This is a genomic window from Moorena sp. SIO1F2 (assembly GCF_010672755.1).
GTDB lineage: Bacteria > Cyanobacteriota > Cyanobacteriia > Cyanobacteriales > Coleofasciculaceae > Moorena.
The window spans coordinates 1-16,880 of the sequence record NZ_JAAHFV010000119.1 but is presented as its reverse complement, the minus strand read 5'-3'; the positions used below and the strand labels follow the sequence as shown (position 1 = coordinate 16,880).

Here is a 16,880-nt window from a genome sequence, read left to right as displayed (position 1 = left end):
TGACTGAGATCACCGAACAGGTCAAACAGGAGTCTAACTTCACCCTGCAAGCACCAGTCACGACCCGAGATGAAGTGGGTGTCTTAGCCACTTCTCTCAATCAGCTGATTCACGGTATGGCTGACTACACCCACGAACTCCAGCAAACGGAAATCCAGCTGATTCAAAACGAAAAAATGTCCAGTTTGGGTACTATGGTGGCTGGTATTGCCCATGAAATGAACAATCCGATCAACTTTATCTACGGCAATCTGTTCTTTGCCAGTGATTATATTGAGGATTTACTCTCTCTGGTGGAACTCTATCAGCAGTATTATCCCAACCCTGACCCAGAGATTCAAAATCAGCTAGAAGAGATTGATCTGGAATTTTTGGCCCAAGACTTGCCTAAAATCATCGCTTCCATGAAAGGGGGAGCTGAGCGCATTCGTGAAATTGTGCTTTCGATGAGGAATTTTTCCCGATTGGATGAAGCCAAGATCAAACCGGTTAACATCCATGAAGGAATTGACAATACCCTCGTTCTGCTCAGCAACCGTCTCAAGCCAGGGATTGAGGTGATCAAGCAGTATGGGGATTTACCTTTGGTGGATTGCTACCCAGCTCAACTGAATCAGGTATTTATGAGTATCTTGGAAAATGCCCTTGATGCTATAGAACACAAGAGTGTCGAATCTTGCCCATCCCCAGTCTTCACCATTCGGATTCAAACTGAGCTAGTTGACCAAAACTGGGTAGTTATCCGAATCGCTGACAATGGCCCTGGGATTGCCGCAGCAATTAAAGACCGGATCTTTGACCCATTTTTCACTACCAAAGACCCAGGTAAGGGAACTGGCTTGGGACTGGCCATTAGCTACCAAATTATTACCCACCATCGGGGGAAAATTGAGGTGGCTTCAGAACCAGCTCAGGGAGCCGAGTTTGTCATTAGTTTGCCAATATAGTTGTGCCTAGGTGCTGACAGAGTACTGTCACGAGTCAACTATATAAGTAATATTTTGTATCAAAGACTACAAACACCTGGTCAGAGCTTTGTTACTTTCATCCATTAGACTGATGACAGGTGTGAGTGAGAACAATGAATAAACAATTACGCTCGATGTTACTGATGAGTCCATTGATGTTGGTATCCCAATGGGCAGCATCTGAGGTTGCGATCGCACAAGAGGTTTCAGAAATCATTGATTCAGTAAACCGGTCGCAAATGCCTGCACAATCAAAGCAGGTGTCGGTTGATAAACTCATCAAACAGAGTAAACAAGAGTCAGCTTCCATGGGTCAAGTCACCAGTGTTTCCCAACTGCGTGATGTATCTCCTGGAGACTGGGCTTATGAAGCGCTACGGAGTTTAGTAGAGCGCTACGGTTGTATTGCAGGATACCCCAATCGCACGTTTCGTGGGAATCGGGCAACAACCCGGTATGAATTTGCCGCTGGTTTAAATGCTTGCTTGAACCAAATTGAGCGTTTAATTGCTGCGTCTACCGCTGATTTTATCACTCGTGAAGACTTAGAAACCCTGCAACGGCTGATTCAGGAGTTTGAATCAGAATTGGCTACTCTCGGTGCACGAGTCGATAACTTAGAAGGACGGGTGGCATTTTTAGAAGACCATCAGTTTTCTACCACCACCAAGCTAGAAGGGGAAGTGGTCTTCTCTATTGCCAACGCCTTTGGTGAAGACAGTGACAACCAAGTCGTGTTCCAAGACCGGGTACGTTTAGCGTTTGTCTCCAGTTTCACCGGTAAAGATGCGCTCTACACCCGTCTGGATGCCGGTAATGCAGCTACCTTTGATGGCACAGACCAAGGTGCCTTTACTTACAGCTTTGACAGCGGCAACGATCTGGGTATTGGTTGGCTAGCCTACTACTTCCCGATTGGGGATAATATTGATGTTTATCTGCCAGCTGCGTTTCCCCTTTGGCAAGATTTCGTCCCCACCATCAGCCCCTACCTGGATGACTTCACTGGTGCTAGTGGTGTTCTTTCCAGCTATGCTGAATCTAGCCCCATCTATAAAATTGGTTTAGGCGCAGGTGGTGGACTAGGCATCAACTTTAGCCTCGCCGATGCGGTAGTATTGAGTGCAGGTTACTTTGGTGGCAATTCCTTTGACCCCTCTGAAGGTCAGGGTTTATTCAATGGTGAGTTTTCTGCCTTAGGTCAGCTGACATTTTCCCCTAGCGACAGCTTCCAGTTAGCCTTCACCTACGTTCGTGCCTACTTCAATGACTTTGATGATGGCAACGCTATCTTTGATACAGGTGTCGGAACTGAAAACGCCAGGGCACCCTTTGGTGATGGAGCAGATGTCACTGCCAACACTAACTCCTACGGCGTAGAAGCCTCTTTTCGATTCTCTCCCAATTTAGTAATTAATGCCTATGGTGGCTACACCGATGCTGAACAAGCTTCTGGTGGCAATGGTGATGCTGAGATTTGGTACTACGGTCTAGGACTAGCATTACCAGACTTTGGCAAAGAAGGTAACTTACTTGGTATAATCGCTGGTTCTGAGCCTTATGTTGGTGGTGATGATGATACCGCCATTCATGTTGAAGGCTTCTACAAGTATCAGGTAAATGATAATATCTCGATTACTCCCGGATTAATCTGGATTGCTGCTCCCTTTGGAGACAGTGATAACGAGGATGTCGTGATTGGTGCTTTGAGAACTACATTCAAATTCTAAGACCTAATCCCAAGTCCGGTTAATTACTTATAATACGGTAGAGCTCATGGCTGTGACTTTAAAATTGAAAATTGACAATTAAAAATTGAAAATTGTTAACTTTAAAGTCACGAAAAGCCAAAAATTATAAGAACTTAACCGGGCTCGGGATCAGCACATTATTGAGAGGTTTTAAGATTTTTTTCAGTTTGTTTAAGGTTGTTTAAGCCGCTTCAGCTAGCTAAAGATTTTCGCTATTGTGTGGATGAAATCGATTACTACTCCAGTCCCCCAGATATGTGGATAGCATTGCTGACGCTAGTAATGATTTAGAAATTGCTGTCAAAGCTTTATCTTATCGAATTATTTATTATTAATTTGCTTCAATTATTGTGACTAATAAGGGAGTGAGCGCTCACTGTCTAAGAAATTGCGATCGCTTCAAAGTCCTCTATGCAGAATCTTGGTCATTTGTCAATCAATACCGGGTATTAAGCTTTTTTAAGATTTTTGTTGTTGCTGTTTAAGCTGCTTACCCTTGGTTCTACTATAAATGAATCACTTAAATCCAGATATCCTTTTCACCCTAATCCCCACCAAGCCGACTTGGCTGGTGTAGCCATCCCTGATCATGCTTAGGGGAAAAGGATAAGTTCGTAGCAACATGATCACAATAAAAAAACCGAGCCAGCAATTAATGTTGGATCAACTTAACAAAAGTCAACGAATTACCGATATCAATTCTGACATAACTTCCCAATCGAAAAGCTGGAAACAGCTCAGCTGGTTAGATCATAAGCTAACCCAGACTAACCTGGTCTGGCGGTTGTGGGTTATTTTGATGATAGTAGTTACTCATCGCTTAAGCAATCCTAGACAATTCCAATCCTAAGGCTGAACAACTTTTCGGAAGCTTCTAGCCTAGACCACTGATTTAAAAAAATATCAATTTTAGTCCTGGCGAGTTGTTACCTTTCCAGGATTGGCTGGTAACTCTATAACTATAGCTCCAGTCGATTTGTTAGTTAACCGGTGCTCATGCTCTAACCAACATAATTTTATTAATGTGAACTATACAGCAGTTTAGTGGCACAATGATGGCTATATATCAAGACCGGGAAGCCTTTATCCCTTACCGTCGAACCGATCTAATCGAACTTTGTCTTCAAGATGGGAAACTTGACCCTAACAACGCCCAGAAGTTTCGGGATTTCTGCGAAATTCTGTCAGCCTATTATCATTTTAAGTTCCATCAAACCCTAGAGAATTTAAAAGATAACTTTGCTCCTTTTAATCCTGATGCTGATACCAAGTCGATCAAGGAATTGACTCCAAATCAGAAGAGTCAGATGGAAACTAAATTGATATCGACATTAACAACTCTCCTGAAAAGTGCCAATTACTTTCCCTTACCGAAAAATCTCCTACAACAGGCTGTGTCAGAACACTCCTTGATTGAACTAAAGACTGATATAGATTTTGATGACTTTGAGGACATGGTTTGCTATGGTAGAGGAGATAAATCTAAAATTTATTTTTTGAAAAAACTTTTAAAGCCAAGTGAACAAAAAATTGAAATCTATGAACGAGTAGTTTTATTGATTAAATTTAAAGATAAAAATTATTTTGAATCAAAAAAATCAAAAAAACTCAAAACTCAAAACTTTGTACCCGGTAAAATGTATGTTTATCTCTATGGCAATATTCCCAAATTTGATCTAGAATTCTTATTTCCAAATGTTAAAATAGGAATGACCTGGAAAGACCGCCTATTATTTGGTTTACCTGCCATTGGAGCTGCCATTCCTCTTTTGGTCAAAGTTCTTCCCCAACTTATCTTTATCTTGGGGATAATTTTGTTCGCTATGGGAGTGGAAAGCTTCAGAATTGACCAGGAAAAATCCCATGATATTATGGCTGTACTGCTCACTACTTTATCTGTGGTGATCGCCTTCGGGGGATTTGCCTTTAAGCAGTACACAAGTTATCAAAATAAGCAGATTAAATTTCAAAAAATTGTTACCGAGACCCTTTTCTTCAAAAATTTATTAATGCTGGTGTGTTTAAGTCTTTGATTGATGACGCTGAAGAGGAAGAATGTAAGGAAATTATTCTGGTTTATTATCACTTATTAACTAGTAAAAAGCTGCTTAACCCTAAAGAGTTGGATGACCAAATTGAAGCATGGATGGATGATAATTTTGACACCAAAATTGACTTTGATATCAATAATTGCCTGCGTAACCTGGAAGAGATACAGGGCAAAATTCTAAAGGATAACCTAGAACAAGGGACTAGATGTCCAATCCCTCTGCTGACCTATGATCACCAAGGTCGTTGTCAAGTGTTACCTCTACAGGAGGCTAAAACCTTGATCGATTATGTTTGGGATAATGCATTTGGTTAACCATTTTTAGTCTCCTCTAAAATTCATGGTTCATGGTTCATGACAACTGTACTAATGAACACTAATGAACCATGGATAATGAACCATGGATAATTATCCAGCCCACAACCCCCATAAAAATCCGTTTGGAACACTGACCGATGGTCTAGCTCAAGACATAGACAAGTTTCACGTCTGAGGGTGACAAATTGACAGGCTGTTGAGAGTCTGGTGGTGTCAGGTTTGCAATTAGGTGAAGCAATAAAGTGAGTATGGCGGCTTGAATTAGTCTTTTGAACATGGGTCTTCTCCTGAATCGCGATGGGCTGGCAGTGATTTTTCTCTGTTGAATATCTACTGAATATCTACACATGCCCAATCTACGAGTCCGGTAAAAAACTTACCAGGTATAAAATTTAGGTAAAATTATGGAAAAGGTTAAGGAATTAAGTTTTATCACTCTCCTAGCTGTCTTTCCAATTCTTGCCGCAGACGGAAAACAATAGTGTCTGGCTCCACCCGGTCTAGAATTTCTTTAATGACAGTACTTGCTCCTAGTGGTCCGAAAGAGCAACCTTGTTCGAGATAAACCTGTGCCGCTTGACCAACAGCATAAGCCCCATAACCCGCAATTCCAGCTTGGGTAATTGCTGCCCCAGCAAAGGCACCCAAGCCACTCGGACCGATAACCACTGATGCACTCTTACCTACACCAAAAAGCACACTGGTACCCAGTTCACCTAGCAGTAACCCTCCAGAACTGATCAAAATCTTTTGCCATAGCTTACCTGCTTCATAGCTAGTCATGGGTAGACCATACAGCCGCGCTAGAGAACGAATCATCACCAAGTCAGTCACAGTACCCCCTAACACATCTAAAATTCCAATCGGATTCAGGGCGACTGCTAGTGCTTTGTACTTGGCAAACTGCCAGATTAAGTCTTCTGCTTCAGTTTTGTGTAACTCAATGGCTTTTTTGGCAATAGTATTCTGAGCATTGCGGGCTTGAAATAGAGCGTTGAGGGCTAAAAGCGATCGCCCTTCTCGGTTAAGTAGACTGAAAATTTTCTGTTTAAGCTGATCTACATTCGGAGGTGGAGTTTCCCATTCATAAGTCACTCTACCATCAGGCCACTCTACCCGTACTTCCATAGAAGCTGGTTCTGCTGCCACTAGCACAATCTCATCCGCTGACAACATCTTTTGTAAACGCCGATCCTTGGGACTACCGGTACCGAGTTGTTGCAACTGTTGATAAATTGCCTCCCGGTCTTGTTCTGGATAGAGGTCAATTTTGTTAAATACCAAGATTAGAGGCTTTTGGCTTTGCCGCAGTTCACAAAGAGCTTGATATTCAGTGCGAGTGATATCACCAGCCACCACAAATAAAATTAAATCCGCTTGGGATACCACCTCCCGCGCCATCTGCGCCTTTACTTCCCCATGGATTTCGTCCAATCCTGGAGTATCAATCAACTCCAAGAGGACTTCACTGTCGGACCTAGGTGTCCAGCGTACCGACTTGGGCCATTGAGTGACACCGTGAATCGGACCAGTTTTAAGAATTTTTTGTCCCAGCAAAGCATTAATTACCGCTGACTTACCACGACTAACCAAACCAAAAGCGGCAATGCGAATCAATCCTTGGTCAAGTTTGTCTAAGCTAGACTGCAAAACCTCTAATTCAGTTTGCAGCAAGGCTTGCATTTCCACATCAGCAGGATTCCCCTGGGAACGATGAAAATTGCTGTACCAGGACAAGGTTTGCTGTAAACTGGCACGAGTGCGGTTGAAGAGACTTTTCTGCTGGTTGTTGGTGCCATAGGATGTCTGATTACCAGCAGCTGGTTTAGATTGGGAAGATCGAGGATAACTCAAGGTTAAATAGGGCAAGACGAGTTACAGTTACTATTTTTACCTAACCGTTGATGAGAAAATACCTATTATCCGATACCAATTACCTGATACCAAGTTGCAGTCAAAGAATAAACAAAAAGGAATTGGGAAGAGCGGAAATTTCCCCCAAGTCCTCCTGACCCCATAGGTAAATTAAACATCAGAAACGCAACTTGCTATAAGCCTGTAGACTAATGTGGGATTGGCGCAGGCTGATTGATGGAGGTAAATATGAGTGATCTGAATAAATCTAAACAACAGCTGATTCAGGAAGTGAAAGCACTGCGCCGACAAGTTGATCAACTTAAAGCTACACGAATCGTCTTCAGTGCTCAACATCAGCTATTTAAAACCTATGCCACCATGATGCAAACCGCCTCTGGCTCCCTGATGCTGAGAGCTTTGTTACAAGATATACTCCACGTTGCTGGTCGGCTCACTAAGGCAGAGGATAGTAGCCTGTTTTTACTCAATGCTGATGGTGTTGTCACTGAGAGTATTCTAGCTCGCGGTGCAACCCTACCACGATATAAAAAGCAGATCATTGGTCAGGTTCTAGACCAAGGTTTAGCTGGTTGGGTTAGCCGCCATCGCCAAGTTGGGGTGATCACGGACACTATGGATGATCAGCGCTGGCTTACCTTACCTGATCAGCCCTATCAAGTACGCTCAGTATTAGCTGTACCTATTCTCAGGGGCAAGAGGTTATTAGGCATTATCACCCTAATGCATTCCCAGCCGGGACACTTTGGTGCTAAATCTGCCCGTTTAATGGAAATGACTGCTGAGTCCATGGCTTTGATCGTAGAGAATGCTCAACTCCACAGTCAACAACAACAGCTAGGACAACAGTCTCCTCAGAACTATCAAGTTTTATCCCCACCCAATCAGCTCACTGATAGTTCAGATAATTTTTCTTCCCTGGGAATTTACATAATTTATAGTAAAGGGAATTTTCTCTATGTTAATCCCAAAATGGCAGAAATTTTTGGCTATTCCTTTGGTGAACTGATTTCTCGGCAATCTTTACTACAAGTGGTGGCAGAAGACAAGCGTAAATTTGTGGATGAGCGAATAACTCATTGTCTTCAGGGTCAGGGTAAAAATCTCTACTTTACCTTTCCTGGTCAGTGTAAAGATGGCAGCAAGATTGACGTAGAAATTTATGGATCCCGAACTAAATTATACGGTAAGTTAGTTATCATTGGAGCTTTGCGAATACTTAATAATTTAAGGGGTTAGGCTCTATTTTATCAGCTATAGTGTGTTGGATAGACTGATACTATTGCCGTGATTTATAATCACCGCCAGGTTTTAAAAATTAGGTTCTTCAGTACCTGCTATGCGCTCATTTCAAGTTAAAAAACTCATAAAGCTTACTATACAAGGGTTTTGATGCTATTTAATTAACAAAATTTTCTAAATACTGTCTCTTTCCACTGCTCCCTGCTCCCTGCTCCCTGCTCCCTTTGCCAAAGTGTTAATTTAGCATAACAAGTACGGAAGAGCCAAAAATTATTGATAGTGTGTCTAATTCTTCGATAGTTTACGGCTGATTCGCTTAATATTTCTGGAACGGCTAGCAATGGTTGCTGTACCTTTACCGATTTGTACAAATACTTTACCAGAGAAAAGATTACTGAGGGCTGGGCGTTGGTAAACTACAAACTCATCTAGCTTTGATGTTTCCTCAAACCCCATCTCGGTCAGAGCATCCTGGAGAGCAGCGCTAAAAACTTTCTTACTCTTGAATTCTAGGGATACTGTAACGGTTCGATTGAAGTAGGTACCTAATAAACCACCGATTAAGCCAAAAATTACACCGACACTATAGGGCATCCCTGTCACCAGACTTAGCCTCAAAACTTGCGATGAAAAGACAGTGGTAATTAGGGTTGTGCAGGTGAAGTAGTACAAAAATGTTATTAATAAACCAGGACCAAGCTGCATAGAAATTTCCTTTGATATTATAACTATACATTTGCCATCAGTTTAAGACATTTTGAATCTGTTTCAACTGTTTTTTCCTTTAGCGATCGCGCTCTGCTGCCCATCTCGATCTTCCCAGAGAGGTAAATCTCAGTCTCTATCCAGGGATGGATGATAAAATTCTTGGGGTAGTAGTAGGAGTAACATACCTTCGTCTAGCTGATCAAATGCTTCACAGGGGTTGATCAGGTTAGCGTTCGCGTAGCGTGGCCATAGGCCAATCGCTTTTAGCGGAAGCTTTGCTTCATCGCGTGTAGAAGGGAAATCCACCAGGGAGGTACTGCCCCTCCTACCACTGCGTTATCAGCACAGTGCCTCGCTTTTCGGCTTCTGGTGGTTAGAGGAAGATGGAGGACTCGAACCCCTACAACATCGCTGCCATACCACGGTTTTCAAGACCGATTGCCGTCCACTCGGCGGCATCTTCCTTAAGGTGCGCTTTCCGTGATGGCGAACGCGCCCCGCGTGACCTACGGTCAAGGGATTGCTCGCCATCACGGGTCGCACCTAAGGGTGTCTGACGGGACTTGAACCCGTTATGACTGGTTCCACAAACCAGCGCCGCGACCACTTTGGCTTCAGACACCACGTTGTTTAAAACAATACAAATTCCTAATTATTAGACTTCTTGCAGAAGTCGGGAACAGGGAACAGGGAATAGGGAACAGTGGACAAGAATTGACGCAAACAGTATCATAAAAATACTTTTGCAAGATTGTTCATAACATCAAAACTTTTTAGATCTCTTTCCTACTGCTCCCTGCTCCCTGCTCCCTGCTCCCTTTTTCTAGAAATCCTCTGTTTACAACTCAAATAAAAATGCTATCGTTAACATCAAGTTACTTGTCACGCAATATTGCCCTGACTGTCATTAAAATCTCTCCTAGCTTGTTTTTACCACTACCATCAGCACCACAACCCCAGTAATAATCTATGGGTGAATTCTCAACAATTACCTGATCACCTGTAGCAAGTAGTAACTGGCGAAGATCACCATGGGTTTCAAATTTTTGTAACACTCCTCGCTGCATAATCTCATCTTTGACTTTTTCCCAATCATCACGAAGAGGATGAGAGCGATTGCGTCCCATTTTTGCTGCTTCCTTTGGTGTTTTTGCCTCACGGATTTTGTCATACCAAGAGGAATCAGTGGTCACAAATTTTTGGGCTTGGAAGAAATGCTCACTAGTAGCCCACCACAATTCATCTAGCTCAAAGCCATGTCGGGAGAAGTTGGAAAAACAACCATAGGGTTTTTGGCGAGTACCGTAAAAATAAATTGTCATAATTGTTGCTGAATAATGAGAATGCTGACCACTCAGCCAGGTGGAAACCTCAAGGTTTTATGGAACCTACAACCATAGTCCCTGGATTTGATCGATGGTTGACTTTTATGGTTTGAAGGTTGATCAGCTAAGGTTTGATGATTGAGGTTTAAGGGTTAACCGTTAACCTTTGACCTTTAAATTTAGAAAGAAAAAACCATAAATTGATAAATTTTCGAGTGACCAGCACCTATCACTATTTTAATCGGGAATTTCGATCATTGTCCTGGCATTGCTAATAGAGAGTACTCGATCAACTGTTGACTTGAACTGTTCAATAAAGTTCTGTCGTCTTTCAAGTTCTTCAGCCAGGTTAGTGGGATCGAGTAGTTCAACCCCTTCTTTAGCTAGAAAGCTATCTGCCAAGGATTGATACTTCTGTGAACCAACCGATGCATTCTGTCCTAGCACTTCCAGAGCTAGTTTATCAAGTCTTTCTTTGACTCGTGCTTGTGCCATCTTATAGTGATTCAGGGTTTTAGTATATGCTGACTGCATAGTACCGATAACTGCTTCATAATACATGATAAACATCTTCATCTCAATCGCTTCTGCAACAGTCATTTCTTGGTCAGCAATCGTAACCATTGTAGACGCATTGGATAAGACAATTACTCTCTTGAACGTCCGTCGTCTGGCAATCAGGGCATCCACTTTTTGCAAAGCTGCTTTAGCTTTTATCTCATAATCTTCTCGTGATTTGAAGCCTGTTGGCACTTGACCGACTTCAACCACAGAAATTAAGGTGTTGTTGTCCAAAGCTGCTCTGGCTGAGTCAATGCGCTTTTCGAGCAAGGTTAACTCGGCTAGAGCATCTGTGACAGTCATAGTTGTCATTTTACCCTCCTTATCTATTCATTTGTATCTCCTAGCTAATCACTTGTAAACCCTGCTGTTAGTTAACTTATAAAGTAGTTTTATTTTATAGGTAAACATAGTATTGATATAAAAAGGGAACAGGGAACAGGGAACAGGGAACAGGGAACAGTAGTAAAGAGCTCTTTTTTTTAAATTATGAACAATCTTGCTAATTGTTCAGGTTCTATTGATAACTATTAAAATCAGGTAAATCGTTACTTTTTATTGGTTGTTTGTTACTTGAAAAATTTAAATTTACGAACTCCTTTAAATGATAAGTATTCAAGCAGAGATGATAAGCTGATGTGCATTTAAATTGGTTATTCCCCGTTCCCTATTCCCTGTTCCCTGTTCCCTTTGAACAATTTAGGTATCCCAATCTAAATGCTGAACAGCTTATGACATCATGCCTGCAAATTGGTGGCAGGGGTGAGAATTGCACTCACTGATTTCCAGGGTATGAACCTGGCGAGCCTACTCTTGCTCCATCCCTGCGATACCCCTGACTGGATTTGAACCAGCAACACCTAGGTTCTAAGCCTAGAGCCTCTGCCAATTGGGCTACAGGGGTTTGGATCCGAGGGGCAGAATTTGCGCTTATGACCAATTGACTGTTGGTCAACTGGACTAAACCAAACTGCGCCACATCTGGATAATTGGTACTCCCGACAGGATTTGAACAAAAATGAGCGACGCATTCCCCCACCACGAGAACGCAGGTGGGGTTCAAGGAGCGGCAAATTGTGATATAATTTATCTATCTTGAGCGGTACGGCAAAGGGCAGAACAAGATTCTGAGCAACCGGTCGGCACGACCTCTTAACGAAAGGAAAATCAAGCCTGTAAATCCTTTGTAGTCGGTTTATACACGTCAGACTCTAGGTAAAAGTTTATAATACAAGCCCCATAGCGGAAACGACTTGGGGGAATAGTCCAGCAAAAGTCCTGGCTATTCGGCGAGAATGCCGCCTGTCGCGAGGGATAAGTGCCCTTGTAATCAAGACGGATACCCACACCACGAGAACGCAGGTGTGAGAAGCATTCATCCTGTGACATCTTGCTCCCAAAGCAAGCGCGCTACCAAACTGCGCCACACCCCGTTAGTACTCCTGGTGGGAGTCGAACCCACAACTGACCGTTTTTAAAACGGTCGCCTCTGCCAATTGGGCTACAGGAGCATAATTTGATACCAAGTTGCTATCAAAAGTCATTTGGGTTGAAGGTTGTTTGGTTAAAGGTTGAAGGTTGAAGGTTGTTTGGTTGAAGGTTGTTTGGTTGAAGGTTGAAGCTTACAACTGGTTAACCTTCAACCCCTTAACCTTCAACCCCTTAACCTTCAACAATAGAATGCCGGAGTTGGACTCGAACCAACCTCTCCGTAATTCAAAGTCACGGCGACTTACCAATAGTCCATCCGGCATTGAGTACTTGCAATAGCAAGTGATAGCCCTCTAAGGTTGACATCGAACCGACGACCTCTCGCTTTTCAGGCGAGCGCTCTACCCAACTGAGCTACCGCTTAACCTTCAACAATAGAATGCCGGAGTTGGACTCGAACCAACCTCTCCGTGATTCAGAGTCACGGCGACTTGCCAATCGTCCATCCGGCATTGAGCACTTGCAATAGCAAGTGACAGTCCCCCAAGGTCGGCATCGAACCGACGACCTCTCGCTTTTCAGGCGAGCGCTCTACCCAACTGAGCTACCGGGGGATACAAAGGAGAAAGATGAAACCCCTCCTGACTGCCCTGGCAGGGAGCGAACCCGCGACCATCGAGTTAACAGCTCGCTGCTCTTCCAACTGAGCTACAGGGCATTCATCGTGCCGACGGGGATCGAACCCGCAATCACCTGCTTGAAAGGCACGCGGCTTAACCAAATTTGCCTACGGCACGGGAGCGCGGAGACTGAGATTTGAACTCAGATCAACGGTTTTGGAGACCGTTATGTTCCCAGTTACACCATCTCCGTATGTGGTCGCAGCGGCGGGACTCGAACCCGCACTCTCCTGGTTATGAGCCAGGTGCTCTACCGTTGAGCTACGCTGCTAGGTCACTGATTGGAGTCACTGATTGGAGCAGGATTTGCACCTGCAACCGATAAAAGCGACTGCAAACAGCGAGGCTGACGGGAATCGAACCCGCGACTTCCTGTTCGACAGACAGGCGCTCTGACCATCTGAGCTACAGCCCCAGGACTTGAACAGTTTATCCGTTCGACTTTAGATAAATCTCTGGGTTTACTCTGTGGGGAATCAACCCAAGGGTCCATCCCCACGTGATGAGCAAACACAGTTATATCCAAACATGAATCAAAAGGTATGTTACATATTTAGTTGTCAAGGTTCCGTGTAAGCTTTTGGATTCGAGCTTTTTGACTCTTTCCTCTGCGCTATGTTTTTATACTACAAAAATACTACAAGCGGTGTCAAGGGTTTGGGCAAACTTTTTTTGGAAATTTTTAGGAGTTATGTGGATAGCCCCAGAAAACAATATATGTAGTGTTTTTATATAAAACTAAACACTATATGTATATTTAGGGGGGGGTAAGTCCTAATTGCCAGAGGGGCAAGGGATGGTTTAACGGGCGTTGCGTCAGTCTTCGAATGAATAGGAGTAGAGTGGGCATCCTGCCCGCGCGAAAAGATATTGAAACTGGCAAGATGCCAGTTCCACGCCTGATGCCCATTCCACAGCAAGATGCCCATTCCACAGCAAGATGCCCATTCCACCTCACTCTTAAAATCATTCCATTATTAAGCAACGCCGTTTAACGGATGTAATGGATGACAGGATCGAGCAGATCTCGATCAGGAGAAACTTGTTAATAAGTTGTTCCTAGTCCCCCTTCCCCCTCTTCGGTCTCTTCTTCAATCCTCAAAGAGCGTGGGATGCCGATTAGGTATGATGTACAGACAGTGCAATAGAACAATGAGCAACAAGCAAGAATGCATTTAGATCCCCTAGTCCCTAATTCTTTGTTGAATCTTTTGCAACTGGCTAGTCCCGTACTACCAGTGGGTGCTTACGGCTATTCTGAGGGTTTGGAAACGTTAGTTGATATTGGTGTGATTCACAACCAGACTACTCTGCACCAGTGGCTAGAGCATCAACTGTGCTATGGAGCCATTCGATTAGAGGCTTATGTGATGGTTCGAGCTTACGAAAGTTACGGCAAAGGGGATTTAGAGGGTTTGGACTACTGGAATGCTTGGGTAAGTGCTGCTAAGGAAACTTCTGAATTGCGATCGCAAAGTTGGCAGATGGGTAACTCGTTGATGCGGTTACTGCTGGATTTGCACCCACCCAGTGAAACCATTGTCGAGACGACCGATGTAACCTCTGAACAAAATGTCATCTGTCTACAAGATGTAGCATCAGCTGTGGGTAAACCCTGTAATTATGCGATCGCGTTTGGGATTGGGGCTGCTCACTGGCAGATTGACATTACAGCTACAGTCTTAGGTTACTTACATAGCTGGGCATCTAATGTCATCGGTGCTGGGGTCAAATTGATTCCCCTTGGTCAAACCGTTGGTCAACAGCTACTGCTAGCACTCAACCATAGACTTACTCTGACAACCGAAGATGTTTTAACTTTGGCGGATGAAAAATTAAGTAGTTGTGGCTGGGGATTAGCCCTGGCAAGTATGGCTCACCAAACTCAGTACACACGATTATTTCGCAGTTAATTCTTTTGAAAATAAATAATCCTTTTTTTAAAGACTTAATAAAGTTAGCTAGATTTTGTTGCTGATGTTACTGAGAGATGCTAGATTTTCTAGTTAGCAAAGTATACTACGACAATTAGCGTATCTTAAGACTTATATCATAGTTATGATTAAGGCAGAATAAATAAAGTTAAGTTTAATTAATTTTATTTAAAAAACAACCTTAATGAAGCTAAAATTTATCAAGGTCAGCTACTAATTTACCTTCAGTTTGGCTAACAGAGTTTTGCTTATGGTTAGTGAAACTCGATAATGGTGCATCTCCACAACCCTGGCTTGACTTGTCTGCTAACATTACCAGTTTGGTGCATTTCTACAAAACCAGGACTTAGGCAAAACTGGGCGACAAACCATATAATTTGTTACAAATAGAGTTGCTGCGTAAGTTCTGAAAACTATACACAATATCAGGATTCACAATATAATTCACAATATTACCTATTAGGTTTCTAGGGTTATAGGTATTAATTAAAACAGTAAATATTGACAACCTCGGTGCTAATATAGGTGCTATAAAACTAGGGATATGACTTGTTAAAGATTCATTTTTAATTGTTAGTTAATAGTTAATAATTTTGCTATATATCAATAGAGACACCAATGACTACTCACAAAGTATTGACCACCGACAAACTGGCACAACAGATTCAAGCTTGCGCAAAGGCGCAATTGACTGGTCGGTTGGAGATTGAAGATCCCCAAGGTCAGCAGTGGACTCTTTTTTTCCACTTCGGTCGTTTGAGTGGCGGTGCTAGTAAAATGCATCCCATTCGTCGTTGGTGTCGGCAGTTGTCTGTACACTGCCCAGAACTATCAGCTGATCCTTTGTGTCAGGGGTCACCGGCTCAGCCGGTGTATTGGGATTACAAATCTCTAGCAGAACTAGTCAGAGAGGGGAAAGTACCGCTCAGACAGATGAGGTCAGTTGTTGCTGGCAACTGTACGGAAATACTCTTCGATATCATCCAACGGCAGGAACAACTCCGCTGTGGTTCATCAGAGCAACTAACTTACAGGCAGATTCCTCAAGACACTATTGATTCAACATCTGATTCAACCTTTGATTCAACCTTTGATTCAAGGTTGGTAGTAATTCGAGCTTCACAGATTTGGCAACAGGCAATGCTTGCTTGGGAGCCTTGGCAAGAGGCTGGTTTGGTAGATATTTCCCCTTCTTTGGCTCCGGTGATCTGGGATGCTGACAAATTGCGACAGCAGACCTCATTACTGGCCTACCACAACCTAACTACCTTAGTGGATGGCGATCGCACTTTGAGGGATTTAGCTTTGACGTTGAAACAGAATCTTTTGGCTCTGGCCCAATCAATCATGCCCTACATCCGAGTACAGGTGATGGGTCTGATCGAGGTTGGGGACTGGCGCTGTGATACTCACTTTACTAAAGCCACTAACCCAATGCCAGAAAATGCTCGAAGGTTTGGAGGACCAGTTCAGACATTACCAGCTAGTCCCTTGGTAGTTTATATCGAAGACAGCCACATCGATCGGCTGACCATGAGTCAAATTCTTGCCAATGCTGGTTATCGATTTATCAATGTTCAAGACCCTATCAAAGCCTTGCCGACCTTGCTAAAGCATAAACCACAGCTGATCTTCTTGGATTTGGTGATGCCAGTTTTAAACGGGTATGAAGTCTGTGCACAAATTCGTCGGGTTTCGGTGTTTCAAGACACGCCAGTGATTATGGTCACCAGTAATGACGGAATTGTAGACCGAGTGCGGGCCAAGATGGTCGGTTCTACAGACTTTTTAGCAAAGCCTATTACTCGGTCAAAGGTATTGACAATTCTCCAGAGGCATCTCGGGGTTAGTCGTAATATCCTGTCCAGTTGACTACTTACTTTAATACTTTAGTAAAGGGAACAGGGAGTAGGGAGTAGGTAACTTTCTATAAAAACTTATCACAATTAATTTACTATACCTACTATACCTATTCAATTAATTGAATTATTGTTATTTTAATTTATAAGCTTAAAAATAAAATAACAATAATTCAAA

General features: G+C 43.0%; 12 protein-coding genes and 12 tRNA genes. 7 read left to right on the top strand and 17 right to left on the bottom strand.

The window, feature by feature from the left end; genetic code table 11:
• From F6J94_RS15825 to F6J94_RS34330, 4 genes are all read left to right on the top strand, one after another.
• Positions 1-947: ATP-binding protein (locus tag F6J94_RS15825; RefSeq protein WP_293041836.1), on the top strand; the 947-nt coding region annotated here is incomplete at its 5' end.
• A 134-nt stretch (positions 948-1,081) separates the two neighbouring features.
• Positions 1,082-2,698, top strand: coding sequence for an iron uptake porin (locus F6J94_RS15820; protein ID WP_293023554.1), 1,617 nt, complete (start codon positions 1,082-1,084; stop codon positions 2,696-2,698).
• A 1,073-nt stretch (positions 2,699-3,771) separates the two neighbouring features.
• Positions 3,772-4,752 (top strand): TMEM143 family protein, encoded by a 981-nt coding sequence (locus F6J94_RS15815; RefSeq protein ID WP_367142220.1) that lies wholly within the window; start codon positions 3,772-3,774, stop codon positions 4,750-4,752.
• A complete protein-coding gene (locus tag F6J94_RS34330; protein ID WP_367142219.1) occupies positions 4,737-5,084 on the top strand; it encodes a hypothetical protein in 348 nt (115 codons plus the stop codon). The genes F6J94_RS15815 and F6J94_RS34330 overlap by 16 nt, the downstream gene beginning before the upstream one ends.
• Positions 5,085-5,519: 435 nt before the next feature.
• On the opposite strand, the gene F6J94_RS15810 is transcribed toward F6J94_RS34330, so the two are convergent.
• Positions 5,520-6,941: a GTP-binding protein gene (locus F6J94_RS15810; RefSeq protein WP_293041833.1), complete on the bottom strand. Its 1,422-nt coding sequence runs from the start codon at positions 6,939-6,941 to the stop codon at positions 5,520-5,522.
• Between the two features lie 249 nt (positions 6,942-7,190).
• On the opposite strand from F6J94_RS15810, the gene F6J94_RS15805 reads away from it, so the two are divergent.
• On the top strand, positions 7,191-8,201 hold the full coding sequence (locus F6J94_RS15805; RefSeq protein ID WP_293041830.1) for a GAF domain-containing protein: 1,011 nt from the start codon (positions 7,191-7,193) through the stop codon (positions 8,199-8,201).
• A 288-nt stretch (positions 8,202-8,489) separates the two neighbouring features.
• Here F6J94_RS15805 and F6J94_RS15800 read toward each other — a convergent pair whose 3' ends face one another.
• The 16 genes from F6J94_RS15800 to F6J94_RS15725 form a co-directional block, all read right to left on the bottom strand.
• The gene (locus F6J94_RS15800) at positions 8,490-8,909 is read right to left on the bottom strand and encodes a hypothetical protein (protein ID WP_293041827.1); all 420 of its coding nucleotides are present in this window, start codon (positions 8,907-8,909) and stop codon (positions 8,490-8,492) included.
• Between the two features lie 129 nt (positions 8,910-9,038).
• Entirely contained in the window at positions 9,039-9,218 is a 180-nt protein-coding gene (locus F6J94_RS15795) for a hypothetical protein (RefSeq protein ID WP_293041825.1), read from the bottom strand.
• Positions 9,219-9,460: 242 nt separating this feature from the next.
• Positions 9,461-9,534, bottom strand: a tRNA-His gene (locus F6J94_RS15790).
• Positions 9,535-9,787: 253 nt separating this feature from the next.
• On the bottom strand, positions 9,788-10,234 hold the full coding sequence (locus F6J94_RS15785) for an NADAR family protein (protein WP_293041822.1): 447 nt from the start codon (positions 10,232-10,234) through the stop codon (positions 9,788-9,790).
• Positions 10,235-10,474: 240 nt separating this feature from the next.
• Positions 10,475-11,110 (bottom strand): hypothetical protein, encoded by a 636-nt coding sequence (locus F6J94_RS15780; RefSeq protein WP_293041819.1) that lies wholly within the window; start codon positions 11,108-11,110, stop codon positions 10,475-10,477.
• 439 nt (positions 11,111-11,549) lie between these two features.
• Positions 11,550-11,626 (bottom strand) — tRNA-Met (locus tag F6J94_RS15775).
• Between the two features lie 2 nt (positions 11,627-11,628).
• Positions 11,629-11,702 (bottom strand) — tRNA-Leu (locus F6J94_RS15770).
• A 533-nt stretch (positions 11,703-12,235) separates the two neighbouring features.
• A tRNA-Leu gene (locus F6J94_RS15765) sits at positions 12,236-12,309 on the bottom strand.
• A 169-nt stretch (positions 12,310-12,478) separates the two neighbouring features.
• A tRNA-Gln gene (locus tag F6J94_RS15760) sits at positions 12,479-12,551 on the bottom strand.
• Between the two features lie 117 nt (positions 12,552-12,668).
• Positions 12,669-12,741, bottom strand: a tRNA-Gln gene (locus F6J94_RS15755).
• 27 nt (positions 12,742-12,768) lie between these two features.
• Positions 12,769-12,843 (bottom strand) — tRNA-Phe (locus F6J94_RS15750).
• A 31-nt stretch (positions 12,844-12,874) separates the two neighbouring features.
• A tRNA-Asn gene (locus F6J94_RS15745) sits at positions 12,875-12,947 on the bottom strand.
• A 4-nt stretch (positions 12,948-12,951) separates the two neighbouring features.
• Positions 12,952-13,026: transfer RNA gene (locus tag F6J94_RS15740), tRNA-Glu, on the bottom strand.
• Positions 13,027-13,030: 4 nt separating this feature from the next.
• A tRNA-Trp gene (locus F6J94_RS15735) sits at positions 13,031-13,101 on the bottom strand.
• A gap of 4 nt (positions 13,102-13,105) precedes the next feature.
• A tRNA-Met gene (locus tag F6J94_RS15730) sits at positions 13,106-13,180 on the bottom strand.
• A gap of 70 nt (positions 13,181-13,250) precedes the next feature.
• Positions 13,251-13,324 (bottom strand) — tRNA-Asp (locus F6J94_RS15725).
• 754 nt (positions 13,325-14,078) lie between these two features.
• On the opposite strand from F6J94_RS15725, the gene F6J94_RS15720 reads away from it, so the two are divergent.
• Positions 14,079-14,822 carry an urease accessory protein UreF gene (locus F6J94_RS15720; protein ID WP_293041816.1) on the top strand — a complete coding sequence of 248 codons (744 nt, stop codon included), beginning with the start codon at positions 14,079-14,081 and terminating at the stop codon, positions 14,820-14,822.
• A gap of 639 nt (positions 14,823-15,461) precedes the next feature.
• Positions 15,462-16,715 carry a response regulator gene (locus F6J94_RS15715; RefSeq protein WP_293041813.1) on the top strand — a complete coding sequence of 418 codons (1,254 nt, stop codon included), beginning with the start codon at positions 15,462-15,464 and terminating at the stop codon, positions 16,713-16,715.
• Positions 16,716-16,880 lie beyond the last annotated feature (165 nt).

Bases quoted from the DNA above. Each gene is read 5' to 3' on its own strand.
- F6J94_RS15820 (WP_293023554.1), top strand. From the start codon at position 1,082: ATGAATAAACAATTACGCTCGATGTTACTGATGAGTCCATTGATGTTG.
- F6J94_RS15815 (WP_367142220.1), top strand. From the start codon at position 3,772: ATGATGGCTATATATCAAGACCGGGAAGCCTTTATCCCTTACCGTCGA.
- F6J94_RS15805 (WP_293041830.1), top strand. From the start codon at position 7,191: ATGAGTGATCTGAATAAATCTAAACAACAGCTGATTCAGGAAGTGAAA.
- F6J94_RS15800 (WP_293041827.1), bottom strand. From the start codon at position 8,909: ATGCAGCTTGGTCCTGGTTTATTAATAACATTTTTGTACTACTTCACC.
- F6J94_RS15785 (WP_293041822.1), bottom strand. From the start codon at position 10,234: ATGACAATTTATTTTTACGGTACTCGCCAAAAACCCTATGGTTGTTTT.
- F6J94_RS15780 (WP_293041819.1), bottom strand. From the start codon at position 11,110: ATGACAACTATGACTGTCACAGATGCTCTAGCCGAGTTAACCTTGCTC.
- F6J94_RS15720 (WP_293041816.1), top strand. From the start codon at position 14,079: ATGCATTTAGATCCCCTAGTCCCTAATTCTTTGTTGAATCTTTTGCAA.
- F6J94_RS15715 (WP_293041813.1), top strand. From the start codon at position 15,462: ATGACTACTCACAAAGTATTGACCACCGACAAACTGGCACAACAGATT.